This window comes from Congregibacter litoralis KT71 (genome assembly GCF_000153125.2).
GTDB classification, from domain to species: Bacteria; Pseudomonadota; Gammaproteobacteria; order Pseudomonadales; family Halieaceae; genus Congregibacter; species Congregibacter litoralis.
The window spans coordinates 3,067,919-3,080,894 of sequence record NZ_CM002299.1 but is presented as its reverse complement, the minus strand read 5'-3'; the positions used below and the strand labels follow the sequence as shown (position 1 = coordinate 3,080,894).

The following is a 12,976-nucleotide window of genomic DNA, read 5'->3' as shown; positions in this document are numbered from 1 at the left end:
GGACTTTGGATGGCGCGTCTTATACCGAAAGTGGCAATACAAGAGATTGGTGTTAAGTCCGAACGGGACACGGCGAAGTATCTTGTGGACCTGCTACCGAACGATTGCATTGTTTACCATAGCTACCCCTGGCTAAAAACTGATCGCAATGATCGTGGCAATACAACGCTTCGCGAAGGTGAGACTGACTTCGTAATCATCTTGCCAACCCACGGAATGCTCGTCTTGGAGGTCAAAGGTGGCGAAATTACTTACGACGATGAGACGAGGCAGTGGAGTCGGATTCTCGATAGTGGTCGTTTGAAACCAATACAGGACCCTTTTGAGCAGGTCAGGCGCAACATGCATTACCTCGAGGATGCGATCAAGCGTCGAGGATATCAGGGCGCAACTAATCTCCCGTTCACCTACGGTTATGCAGTGGTATTTCCGGACTGCGAGTATCGTGGCCCCGCGCCCCCTGGTTCTGAAGCGTCGGTCATATTCTCAGCGTCGGACTTGCCATTTATTGATCGAAGAATCATGTCGGCACTAGGTCAATGGTCTCGGCGCGAGAAAGTCAGTCCGTTGTCACCGGATGACATCAGAAAGATAACCAAAGCGATATCTCCGGCTTTTGATCTGCTACCCGTGCTTTTTCGAAAGCTGGAGGAGCAGGAAGAGAAGCTGTTTCGGCTTACAACTGAGCAGCGAAACCTTCTGAACTTTCTTGGCTCGAGAAAGCGAGCTTGCATTGAGGGCGTCGCAGGGTCAGGGAAGACGATGCTCGCGCAGGCACAAGCAGAGAAATTTGCAGAGGCGGGAAAAACGACGCTTTTCGTTTGCTACAACAAGAACCTCGCCGCGTGGATACGAGAGTCAATTCCTGATTGCTACAGTGACCTCATAGTCGTCCGCCACTTTCACGCACTATGCTCCGAGTGGGTGCGAAAAGCCGGCATGTCATTCTCGCCGCCGAAAAACGGCGCAGAGCAATTTTGGCGAGAAAAAGCCGCAGACGAACTGATGGACGCCATCGACATGCTTCCGGAGCGATTCGACGCGGTTATCGTCGACGAAGGTCAAGACTTTTACCCAAACTGGTGGATGCCGCTTGAGATGATCAATGCGAATGGGGAGGAGGGCTCAATGTACGTCTTCTATGATCCTCGTCAAAACCTCTATTTGGATCAAGTGGGGTCGTTACCAGCGCTCGGTGAGCCTTTCGAGCTTCCTACTAATTGTCGAAATACCCGCTTGATTGCACGGAGGTGTGCAGAAATTCTCTCGGTCGATGTGCCGACTAGGGATGACGCACCGCTGGGCGAGGAGCCTATCTTAGTTTCTGTCGAGCTCGGCTATGACGTGAAGAAGCGGGTGGAGCGATATCTGCGGACATGGATAAAGGACGGCAAGTTGGAGCCGAGGCAGGTAGCGATATTGTCGCCAAATACCAAGGCGCGTAGTTCTCTTAAAAGCCTCACTTCTATAATGGGTATTTTAGTTACAGATGATCTGACTCAATGGAAGGAAAACAATGGCGTCTTATTCTCTACGGTAAAAGGTTTCAAGGGTTTGGAGGCGGATGCGGTGATACTGATAGATGTGCCGCAAGAGACCCAGGGTTCGCATTTCACTGCCTCGGACTACTACGTGGCTTGCTCGCGGGCGAAGCACCTGTTGGTGGTAATCGAAAACGAAGGAGATTGAAGTATGGCGATGTATCCTGGCGCGAGGCAGCTGCCGCTGCACCACCTCACGATACGCGTACCTTGGCACGATGATGGGTGGCGAGGCACTGTTTGTCAGTCGCCATGTAGTAACACCTCATGTCTGATTCTCCCCAGAGTGGCCGAAGCCAAAGATGATGGCTGGGAAGAAAAGCACGCCGGTCAATCGATTGAGTTATTGGATGTAAAGCACAGGCCACCCTGTGTCGCCGAGCACGCGACATTCATGGCCGATTTCGATATCGACAGTGAGAAAAACCAGCCTTATGTCGGGAGCAGCCCTGATACTCACGGGCACTTTGCCCCCACACCATTCACCTACAAGGCCAGATCTGCTGCAGCCGTTCCGTTTCGTTGGATGCTTCGAACCGAAGTGGAGGGCGATGCGAAGAAGCAGATTCAGGGAAAAGCTGACGAACTAGCGCTTGATTGGGAGCCACGGCGCGAACCCGAGTTGAGTTTTAAGTCGAGTTGGGTGCAGGAGGGCACCAACCAGCGAATCATGCTGGAGACTTTCTTTAGTGCGATAAAGCCAGAGACTTCGTTGGTCTTCTTTTATGCGAAACGCACTCCACTTAGTGACGACCATCGCAGAGTTATCGTGGGTGCGGGGCGAGTCAAATCGGTGGGTGATGCCACGGAGTACAAGTATTCACGTGAGCTTGATTCAGACGATATCAAGGGCTTCCTGTGGGAGCGGAACGTAGGTCACTCAATAAGAGATGACTTCGAGAATGGCTTCATCCTTCCTTACCAAGAATTGATGGAATTATCGCTTGAAGACGAATCCATTGATTTGGAAGCTCACGTAGCTTTTGCTCCGCATGATTTCTTTTCAGAATACTCCTATGGTTCTGAACTACTGCCCCACGACGGCGCCATTGCTTCGCTCCTAGAGTGCGAGAGGGCCGTAAAGGTCTTTCGCGGGTCGATGGACGGACCATGGGCCCAGATCCTGAGGTGGATCGATCGCGAGTTGAATCGGCTGTGGGAGATTCGTGGTCCGTTTCCTGGGTTCGGATCAGCATTGTCGGCATTTGGCTTCAATCATGGAACATTGTTGGCGTGGTACATCTCAAGTCGTGCGGAAGAGGAGAGCGCAGGCGCAAGCCACAATCCTTGGGATTTCTTTGAATCGATAATCGATGATCCTAGTAGCTTGCCAGACTATCTGAGCAACGAGATCGGGCCGACGATGTCCAAGAAATGGGAGAAGTTGCCAGAGCATCGTAAGAGTCTCCTGGATTTGCTGAGTCGATGCGGCATCAGTGCTGCGCAGGCGGAACGGTTCTACCAAAAAGATTTACGACCGGACCTCGCTTCTGGTGCCATTTCAGATAGCGACCTTCTCGCGAACCCTTACCTGCTTTACGAAGCCGACCGTCAAAACTTAGACCCGATTTTGTTTGGAGCGGTCGATCGCGGCGTATTTCCTGAGAAGCATGTCAGGGAGCGGTTTCCACTCTCTGCGCCAACGTTAGTCAGCGAACCAGTTGACCCCAGGAGAGTCAGGCCACTTTGTATTCTCACGCTCAGCGAAGCGATTGAGGAGGGACACACACTCCTGCCTGTAGATTGGGTGATTCAGCGAATTCGTAGTCGACCGCTAAAGCCCGAGTGCAAGATTGATCACGATCTACTCGCGGTTGTTATCGAATCGTTTACTGGTTTCATCGACGCGGTCCAACTGAAGAATGGCGCGCCAGCGCTACAGCTGGCCGAATATGCCTCTACGAAGCAGTTAATCGCACGCACCGTCGAGAAGCGGCTTAAACGTAAGCGGACCGCGGGCGATTTCGATTGGGATTCGCTAGTAGCAGATGCGATAGGCGAGGGTGTGCCCAGTGACCCGGTATTGGCGGCCTCGGAGAACAAGGCCAGGCAGGAAAAGGCCGCAGCTCTCGAAGAGATTTACCAGTCTGGCATATCCGTGCTGACCGGATCTGCAGGAACAGGGAAAAGCACTTTATTGAAGGCGCTTTGTCGTATTCCAGGTGTCGAGGAATCCGGGTTACTGCTGCTTGCTCCTACGGGAAAAGCGAGAGTCAGGCTCGAACAGGCGACGGGTATGTTCAAGCAAGGTCAGACGATAGCCCAGTTCCTTTTAAAGTATGGCCGCTATGACGGTGAGACCGGACGATACCTATGGGTGAGCGCCGCCGATCCCTGTAGAGACCGCAAAACCGTAATCGTCGACGAGTGTTCGATGTTGACTGAGGATCAGTTGGCTGCGTTGCTGTCTGGCATCAAGAACGTCGAGCGCCTCATCCTGGTCGGGGATCCTCAGCAGTTGCCTCCCATTGGTGCGGGTCGTCCGTTTGTCGACATCGTCGAACGGCTACGGCCTGACGGTGAGTCCAACTATTTCCCGCGCGTAGACGCGGGATATGCTTCTCTGTCGATACCCCGAAGACAACTATCTGATGGAGACAAGCCCAGGGAGGACCTACTGTTCGCGGACTACTTCAGTGGGGGCCCTCTGGACCCAGCAGCGGACGAGGTGTGGACTCGTATAAGCTCTGGATCAATCGATGGATTGAAAGTCGTCAGCTGGTCCACTCCGGATGATCTGCAAGCCAAGCTCGTGGGACAGCTTGTAGATGAGTTGGGCTTGGATTCAGAAGAAGACGAAGCCGGCTTCGAGGTTAGTATTGGTGGGGTACGGTGGGATAAAGATCCCGACCGGGTTTTCTTCAACAACCGCTGGAAAGATCGTCGAGGCGCAGCGGAGAGTGCTGAAGACTGGCAAATACTCTCGCCGCTGCGTGCTTCCGAAGTCGGCGTAGAGGCGATAAACCGGCTGTTACAGAGTCGATTTCGCGAGCGCGCGCAGCACATGGCGGCACAGCGATGGCCAAAGATCCCAAAGCCGATGGGGCCTCAACGAATTTTGTGGGGAGACAAGGTCATCAATGTTCGCAATAGCTCCAAGCGAAAGGTGTGGCCGGATATAGATAGCCCCTACGTCGCTAACGGCGATATCGGCGTTGTCGTTGGTAAATATCAAAAGGGTAAGGGCGTCCCGAAGCATTTAGAAGTCGAGTTGACCGCGCAAACCGGGCCGCAGTATTCAGCGGGCAGCCCGCAATACAAGTATTTTGCTTCCGAGTTTTCTGGCGAAGATGCGAATCCACCATTGGAGCTTGCTTACGCTCTTACTGTACACAAGACGCAAGGCAGCGAGTTTGGCACGACATTTTTGATCATCCCGAATCCATGTAGATTGCTAAGCCGAGAGATGCTCTACACAGCGCTCACTCGCCATAAGGACAGGGTGGTCGTTTTCCACCAGGGCGACTTGCGCGATATCGCGCGATTCAGCTCACCCGATTATTCTGAGATCGCTCGGCGACTAACCAATATCTTTGTTGATCCTGATCCAGTGGACATCGAGATCAAGAGTAGACACGTCTTCTTGGACGCGAACCGGATACACCGAACGGCACGTGGTGAGCGTGTGAGATCGAAATCCGAGGTCATTATTGCAAACCAGCTTCACTCGACTGGTATTGATTATTCTTATGAACCCCCGGTAGTGATTAATGGGAGAGAAAGGTACCCCGACTTTGTGATCGAAGACGATGACTCGGGTGAAACCTACTATTGGGAACACTTGGGGATGATGTCGGACCCGCAATATCGGGAGCGTTGGAGCAGAAAATATGAAGACTACATCGCTGAAGGTATCCTTCCTGTCGAAGATGGCGGCGGGGACCGAGGAGCATTGATAACAACCGAGGAACATGAGGGCCAGGGCCTCAACAGTGAAGCCATTCAAGCAATCATCGACCGCATCAAATGAGCGAATCGTTTTCGAATTGCGCCTTCTGTGATGTGCTGAGCAATGGCCCGCATCGCCTAATTCTGCAAGACGATCAGGGCTTCTTTCTCTTGGATGCTTATCCAGTCAGTCAGGGACATGGATTGGTTGTATCTAACAGGCATGTATCGTCATTCTTTGAGCTCACTAAACTGGAGCGCAAGAGCCTATTAGGGCTTTTAGAGAGCGCAAAAAGATGGCTCGATAGGCAGTATGCGCCGGATGCCTACAATATCGGTATCAATGATGGAGCTATAGCAGGGCAGACCATCCCGCACGTTCACATACACTTGATTCCTCGATATGAGGGCGACGTGTTCGACCCACGCGGTGGCGTTCGCTGGACTATTCCTGAAAAGGCAAATTACTGGGATTAGCTGATGAGTCTTATTGCCTATCAAAATGAATTTGCGACGTTACGACTTAGTGTGGCTGGCGGGCGTCCGCGTCCGCATAAAGTGGCGATGCTACTAGCGGTGATTGACCTTATAGCTGAAGGCTATTTAGACGACAATCGGATTTACTATGACGACGAACTTGTTGCCGCTTTTTCGAGGAATTTCAACGCACTTGCGCAAGGCAACGATACCAATAATCCGTTTCTGCCGTTCTTCCATTTGAGGAGCGCTGAATTTTGGCATCACCAAGTAAGACCAAGTGCTGCTGAGGAATATGAGAGTCTGACAACAGCCACAAGCGCAGGCGTAATCGGAAAGACTATTTCCTTCGCCTATCTAGACGATGAACTGTTCGAGATATTGGCATTCGAAGTGCCTCGAAAGCTTCTTCGCGAGTCATTGTTGAGGAATCTATCAAGGTCGGACGTGGACCAGTTGATCGACGTGAACGGCTGGTCCTGGTTTGAGTGCGAGGTCCTCGTAGCAGATTACTTCAAGATGCTTACAGCCGAACTCATCGGCGACAGCTATAACAAGACCAAGCACCGGGATGTGTTGTTAAAGCTTCTTCCCAGCAGATCGAAGGGCTCTGTCGAGTTCAAGCATCAAAATGTGAGCGCCGTCCTAGTCGATCTGGGGCAGCCGTACATCAAGGGATATAAGCCCCGGTTCAACTATCAGGACCAGCTGGTGGCTGTGGTAAAGGCGCATTTGGCCGCCAGAGGCGAGGAGATGGAGCGTCAATTTGAATCGCTTGCTGATCATTTGCCCGGGCCCTATGAAATAGATTGGGCGCGAGTATTGGATCCGGAGCTACCAAAGCGCGGTAGTGAGGTTCGAGAGGTTTGCCGAACTTATACCGCTAGGAAGGTGAACTACGCTGCGAAAGAGTCGGCGAATAGACGTTTGGGCGAGCGCGGAGAAGAGTTTGCCTTGGAGTATGAGCGCTATCGACTGGGTGCGAGTCTGAGGGCGGATCTGGCAGATCGTGTGGAATGGAGCAGTAAAGTCCTTGGGGATGGGCTAGGATTTGACATTCGTTCATTCGATTCTGAGACCGAGAACGAACGGTTCATCGAAGTGAAAACCACGAATAGCGGGAAGTATCTCCCATTTTTCGTGTCGGCCAACGAGCTCACATTCTCACAGGAGCGATCAGCCGAGTATGCGCTGTATCGCGTATTCGACTTCAGCGCCAATGCACGGTTGTTTGAGTTAAAAGGAGCGATTGATCGGCATGTTCATCTGGAACCTACGGTGTTTAGGGCCCGATTTGAATAAATGGGCTTTCCGTCTGTGGGGTTTGATTGAGCTGATCAATCTGGTCGGTGTTGCGCTATTGCTAGGTGAGGAGTGAATTCTATGTCGAGCTTAGACCCTCATGTACCAGTTGATGCGCAGCAAGATCCATGGCTCTTGTTTCACGGAACCTCAAACTTGTTTGAGTCTCGCGTTCGAAAGGAGGGTTTAAGAGCACGAAAGCCGGTATTTTCGATTGATCAACTAACGGCCGTAGCTGATATCTTCGAAGCATTATCGTGGTCGGGAGAGCATCCGGGTGGGTATGCAGTGCTGAAGCCATTTTCGATCGGCCATGATTTTTCACAGCGACGCGGACAGCCCATTTTTCTCGCTGAGTCAGCTCTTCGAGCGGCGACCTTTGCAACGGCGGACTTCGCTGGCGGAGAGGTTTGCCGAGCTCTCAGTTATTGCCTGGCAGATCTTGAGCGATATGTCTCTGATGACGTGCTGCGGGAAAAACATTATGAGAGGTGTGAAAGAAGACCCGGTATGTCTCGCTTGCCGCGCGAGATGTTGCCCACGGTAGACTTTGTAGCAACGGCCCTTGCTAAGCTCAAGCCTCTTGTAGAGCGCGTTGCAGCGTTGAGGGCGCAGTATACGTGCGGCGTAATCTACGCAATAAGGATTTCGCCTGATAACCTGGACGAATTGGCATATCACAGCTCAATGGGGATCAAGTGTTTCCGCGCAATACGTGTAGCGGAGCTCGAGTCGTCATTCCAGATTCCTTCTGACTATGAGCCTCCCGTATTTGAAGAGGACAAACGACTCATTGAAATAGCAATGGGCGAAGATGGAATCGTTAACACCATTCGACAATTGGATGCTCAGTTGAAAACTTCCCCTGAGTGAATAGCACAGTTCGACATCAACAGCCTCAAGTAGATGTATTGTTAGTTGCGCCTTCCGTTGATGAAGTTTTGTCGCCTACTGTTGCAACCACAAGGTAGACCACCAGCTGATCGAGCTGGAATCTCTACGCAAAGACACTTGTTTTTCAGGTTTCTCTGCAGCTCAGTTTGTCGCGCCAAAGCCTCGCTTCCGACTGACTTCCGACATGAGAATTTGCTGGGAAGCCGGTGTAATCAGTACTAATACCGGGCCGATAAAGTTAAGGTTACCTCCCCTCGACTACATCTTTGTATCGTGAAGCTTCATGTGTCTTCGTACGTTTTTGAAATTAAGGATCACGCCGCAAACAGTGCAGTTGACATATTCTGGCGCTAACTGCCGCTTGCTTATAATTTCGAATCGATGGTCTGGGTGTCTAACAGGAAAGACTATGTCACGATGGTTTTCCACCACGACCAGCTTGCCAAACAGATAGCCTGCGTTGTTCTTCACCTTCAAGCCGAGCCGCGAGGCTCCTCCTGTGTCCACAATTGCATCAGTCATCCGTTTGTTGGGACGCACTTCGGTGGATTTGACAACGCCGATCACAAGTTGCGCGTCATTGACGTTGGTAGGTTCTGTAGCATCGATTGCGTAGTCGAGCGCTAGAGTGTCTTGCCCCTCTGTGGCTTCTGTGTTGAAGCAGCTGTGCTTGTACCATGGCCAACCAAGTGGCGGATCAACCCATACGCTCCCGCCGTTGTGACGAAGGAAAAACACGTTATCGCCACATTCCGGGCATTTGGTCGGAAAGCAGGTGTACTCCTGTGTACGGTTGGTGCCTGAGTAATCGTTGACAGGGGAAGCAGCGTATTCGGAACACCCACCATCAACATGCAGAGGAATACAGCGTCCGTTTACGTAACGGAACTCCACGGGCTTGCCACATCTTGAGCATGTGCTCATTCCGGCCTAAGGGCCCCAACCGCTTGAGACGCCGCAGTTACAGACCCTATGTTTGTACTTCCGATCCTATGAAGGGTGCAGGTCGTTGCCGTGAGGAACGGTATCCGAATTCCGCCAGAGGCCCTGCCGATTTTGGATCCGAACTTCGCTGCCTCCCAGATTGCTGACGATCTACTTCGCCCGAGATTCGGCCTCGCGCTGAGTGCGGTGAACGCTGCTTGCGTGCTGGCTTCCCGTTCAGATGACCTTTCAGCCATCCTTGTGCCGCGTTGCGTAACGATCATTCCCGGCCATGCTGGCCTCCTGCTTGTGCTTGGATTGACGTTGACAGAATATATCGCAAGGTTTACATTAAATGCAATAAAATAAAAAATGTAAACCGCTGGGAAGGAGCGATCATGATTGGTGAAAGGCTTAGGCTGGCCAGGAAAAAAGCCGGGTTGTCCCTGCGCGCGCTCTCCGATGCGATTGATCGGAAGGTAAGTGCTCAGTCGATAGGGAAGTACGAACGGGATGAGGTCATGCCGCCTTCTGACGTGCTTACCGCAATGAGTGGCGCTCTTGACGTTAGCCTTGAGTACCTCCTAAGTAACCGTGTAAAGCAGCTTAGTGGGGTCGAATTTCGGAAGAAATCCGGGACCTCTGTCAAAGACCGTTCTCGTGTCGAGGCGACTGTTATAGAGCGCGTGGAGCGCTATCTGGTTATTGAGGATCTCTTGGAGCTCGATAGTGCGGAATGGCATCGACCGTTCGAGCCGCGCCCTTTGGCATCCCTGGACGAAGCTGAGGAGCTAGCCGCAAATCTTAGGGAGGCCTGGGGCCTAGGGTTAGACCCGATCCCCAATCTTACCGAGTTGCTTGAAGAGAAAGGCATTAAGGTACTTGTCATTGATTTGCCCGAACGTGTTTCTGGACTCACTTGTCTCGTAGAGCGCGGTGAGGCCCAGCTTCCTGTGCCAGTTATTGTCGTGAATGGATTCTTTCCGTTAGAACGCCGCCGCTTCACCCTTGCTCATGAGCTGGGTCACCGGTTAATAGATGAGCAGTCCCCGGTAGATCACGAAAAAGCGTCGGATCGTTTTGCGGGAGCCTTCCTTATTCACGGCGATCACTTGAGGGCCGAAGTTGGGGTGCATCGCCGGCAGGTAAGCGCGCCCGAGATATATGCGCTGAAACGGATCTACCGCGTCTCGGCAGCCGCAATGCTCATGCGCTTAAAGCAGATCGACGTCCTCACCGAGTCTGCGGTTGCGTATGCGTTTCAGACTTTTGCGCGCTCTTGGCGTCGTGCGGAGCCAGAGCCCCTCGAAGAGCAGCACGCAGGAAAATTGGAGCGACCCCGCCGCTACGAACGACTTTGCTATTGGGCACTGTCTGAAAGGCTGATTTCTCCGAGCAAGGCTTCCGAGCTCCTACAGCTTCCTTACTATGAACTCGAGAACATGCTGCAAGGGCGTCCTGGCCACCATGCGAATTATCGTTAGCGACAGCTCGTGCCTGATTGATCTGCATAAGGCGCGTCTCCATCTGGATGTCCTTACGCTACCATTTACCTTCGTGGTACCTCAGCCGCTTTACGATCGGGAGCTGCTTTCCATTCCGCCCCGGGAGCGAGAGATGATGGTCGCTCGAGGAATGCAGGTGCAGAGATTGACGGGCGAGGAGACTCAGCGGGCACAGGATTATGCGAACAGGTTCTTGCCACTTGCCGTTTACGACTGCTTTGCTCTCGTGCTGGCCGAAGTGAATGACAATTCGATGCTGCTGACGGGCGACGGCAACCTTCGTAAGGTCGCCGAGGGTCACGACGTCGAAACGCACGGCGTTCTCTGGGCAGTTGACCAGATGGAAGCCCACACAGAAATTTCGGTGAGGGTGCTTCTTGATGCATTGCAGCTTTATGAAAAAGATCCCATGGTTTGGCTCCCTGCCGCCGAGCTGCGACGCCGGATCAAGGCGCTTGAGCGTCGCCTTTATGACTGAAAACTTCGTTCAGGATCTTTAAGCAGTATTCCTGTGAGCAAGTGCGCCACATCTTTGGTGTGATGCTTCGCCAGACACCGGCAGATCATGGATCGTTGATTTACTTCAGTCGCGCTTCAAACCGCCTGGGTTGACGCCAGGCGGATCTGCAAAGCCATGATGCCGATAAACGCATGAAACGCCGTCAAAAATGTTTCAATCAGTCCTGCAAGGCTTTGGTGCGTTTCCGACGCTTTTCCAACAACGATCGGCCTTTCTGATAACGTTCAATTTTTCTTGGTCTCATGGCTAATTAGAGGTAATGGTGGAGACGGTCCAAATCCTTGATTTATTTTTGCAGGGCTTCTCTGACTTTTGGTGGGCACCCTTTATTGGCGTATTCTTTTGGTGGCTCAATTCCGCCAGGACAAAAGGTCGCGTGGGTGAGTGGGCCGTTCAAAGTAAGCTGGGCGCTGGCCTGGACTCGTCTACCTATACGGTACTCCAGGATGTGACCCTGCCGACGGCACGAGGTACGACGCAGATAGACCACATAGTGTTATCGCCCTTCGGTATTTTTGTCATTGAGACCAAGAACTGGAGTGGGGCGCTCTATGGGAGTCTTGATCAGGCAAAGTGGACTCAAGCCTTTGGCCGAGGCAAGAAGGTCAGCGTTCAAAATCCGTTTCGCCAGAACTATGCGCATGTGAAGGCCGTGGTGAGGTCGGTCGGAATTCGTGGAGTCCATCGGATCGTTTATCTTTACGATCTGGAGGACAACGATGGAAAGAATCCCCAAGGCATCTTACACGCCGGAGTTCCGGGCTGAGGCCGTGAAGCTGGTTGAGTCGACCGGCATGTCGGTGGCGAAGGCGGCAGAGCGGCTGTCGATCCCCAAGAGCAGTCTCAGTAACTGGGTGCGTGCAGCCCGGGCAGGAAAGCTGAAGCAGGTGGGTGAGCATCAGCGCGCACCCACAGAGCTTGAGATGGAGCTGGCCCGTGCCCGGCGTGAGCTCGCTGAGGTCAAGCAGGAGCGCGATCTGCTAAAAAAGTTTGCGGCGTACTTCGCGAAGGAATCCCGGTGAGGTACGCGCAGATTCACCGGCTACGGCACGAGCACTCTGTCGCCGCGATGTGCCGTCTGCTGGACGTATCCGAGAGCGGCTACTACGCCTGGCGCAAGCGGCCGCCGTCACCACGGTCGAAGGCGAACGCGCGTTTGACGCTGGAGATCAAGGCGGCTCACGAGCGCACGCGCAGGACGTATGGTCCCGAGCGACTTCAGTCCGATCTTGCCGACAACGGTATTCGTGTCGGCGTACACCGCATCAAGCGTATTCGCCGCGAGCAGGGCCTTCGCTGCAAGCAGAAGCGGCGGTTCCGTGTGACCACGGACTCGAAGCACAGGCTGCCTGTGGCGCCGAACCGGCTTGCCAGACAGTTCTCCGTCGATGTGCCGAACAAGGTGTGGCTGACGGATCTCACCTACGTCGACACCGCCGAGGGCTGGCTGTACCTGGCAGGCATCAAAGACCTGTTCAACGGGGAGCTTGTCGGATACGCGATGTCGGAACGGATGACGGTTAACCTGACGGAGACGGCACTGCGCCGTGCGATCGATGTCAGGCAACCAGGTCCTGGGCTTCTTCATCATTCCGATCGCGGCAGTCAGTACTGTGCGAGGAGCTATCAGCAGCTGCTACGGCAGCACCAGATGCTGTCGTCCATGAGCCGCAAAGGAAACTGTTGGGACAACGCGCCGATGGAGAGCGTTTGGGGAATCCTGAAGTCGGAGCTCATTCACCATGAACGCTTTGAGACGCGTGCGCAGGCGAGAGCAGCGATCCGGGAGTATATTGAGATCTTCTACAACCGGACTCGGAAACAAGCGCGCCTCGGTTACCTATCCCCGGTACAGTACGCTACGCAGCACCGCCACAGTCAGGTGGCATATTGAGCCGGTGGACTCTACGAAAACCGACCGACCC

Annotated in this window: 10 protein-coding genes; 9 read left to right on the top strand and 1 reads right to left on the bottom strand. The window is 53.3% G+C overall.

The annotated features are described in order from the left end of the window. Positions 1 to 9 precede the first annotated feature (9 nt). The 5 genes from KT71_RS14005 to KT71_RS13985 all read left to right on the top strand — a co-directional run bounded on the left by KT71_RS14005 (position 10) and on the right by KT71_RS13985 (position 8,081). A complete protein-coding gene (locus tag KT71_RS14005; RefSeq protein WP_008294712.1) occupies positions 10 to 1,689 on the top strand; it encodes a nuclease-related domain-containing DEAD/DEAH box helicase in 1,680 nt (559 codons plus the stop codon). Between the two features lie 138 nt (positions 1,690 to 1,827). Then, entirely contained in the window at positions 1,828 to 5,511 is a 3,684-nt protein-coding gene (locus KT71_RS14000) for an AAA family ATPase (RefSeq protein WP_008294713.1), read from the top strand. Continuing rightward, positions 5,508 to 5,906, top strand: coding sequence for an HIT family protein (locus KT71_RS13995; RefSeq protein ID WP_023660090.1), 399 nt, complete (start codon positions 5,508 to 5,510; stop codon positions 5,904 to 5,906). The genes KT71_RS14000 and KT71_RS13995 overlap by 4 nt, the downstream gene beginning before the upstream one ends. Positions 5,907 to 5,909: 3 nt before the next feature. Continuing rightward, positions 5,910 to 7,208 carry a protein NO VEIN domain-containing protein gene (locus KT71_RS13990; protein ID WP_023660089.1) on the top strand — a complete coding sequence of 433 codons (1,299 nt, stop codon included), beginning with the start codon at positions 5,910 to 5,912 and terminating at the stop codon, positions 7,206 to 7,208. Positions 7,209 to 7,289: 81 nt separating this feature from the next. Further along, positions 7,290 to 8,081 carry a hypothetical protein gene (locus KT71_RS13985; RefSeq protein WP_008294716.1) on the top strand — a complete coding sequence of 264 codons (792 nt, stop codon included), beginning with the start codon at positions 7,290 to 7,292 and terminating at the stop codon, positions 8,079 to 8,081. Between the two features lie 279 nt (positions 8,082 to 8,360). On the opposite strand, the gene KT71_RS13980 is transcribed toward KT71_RS13985, so the two are convergent. Next, the gene (locus KT71_RS13980) at positions 8,361 to 8,996 is read right to left on the bottom strand and encodes a hypothetical protein (protein WP_202962356.1); all 636 of its coding nucleotides are present in this window, start codon (positions 8,994 to 8,996) and stop codon (positions 8,361 to 8,363) included. 428 nt (positions 8,997 to 9,424) lie between these two features. Between KT71_RS13980 and KT71_RS13975 the strand changes: the two genes are divergently transcribed. The 4 genes from KT71_RS13975 (at position 9,425) to KT71_RS13955 (ending at position 12,945) form a co-directional block, all read left to right on the top strand. After that, a complete protein-coding gene (locus tag KT71_RS13975) occupies positions 9,425 to 10,510 on the top strand; it encodes a helix-turn-helix domain-containing protein (protein WP_008294720.1) in 1,086 nt (361 codons plus the stop codon). Then, the gene (locus tag KT71_RS13970; RefSeq protein ID WP_491844272.1) at positions 10,455 to 11,009 is read left to right on the top strand and encodes a PIN domain-containing protein; all 555 of its coding nucleotides are present in this window, start codon (positions 10,455 to 10,457) and stop codon (positions 11,007 to 11,009) included. Before KT71_RS13975 ends, KT71_RS13970 begins: the two co-directional genes overlap by 56 nt. A gap of 301 nt (positions 11,010 to 11,310) precedes the next feature. Then, the gene (locus KT71_RS13965) at positions 11,311 to 11,817 is read left to right on the top strand and encodes a nuclease-related domain-containing protein (RefSeq protein ID WP_008294722.1); all 507 of its coding nucleotides are present in this window, start codon (positions 11,311 to 11,313) and stop codon (positions 11,815 to 11,817) included. Next, a protein-coding gene (locus tag KT71_RS13955) for an IS3 family transposase (RefSeq protein ID WP_152025221.1) occupies positions 11,771 to 12,945 on the top strand; the annotation gives its coding sequence in 2 pieces (ribosomal slippage) (positions 11,771 to 12,041 and positions 12,041 to 12,945; 1,176 coding nt in all). The genes KT71_RS13965 and KT71_RS13955 overlap by 47 nt, the downstream gene beginning before the upstream one ends. Positions 12,946 to 12,976 lie beyond the last annotated feature (31 nt).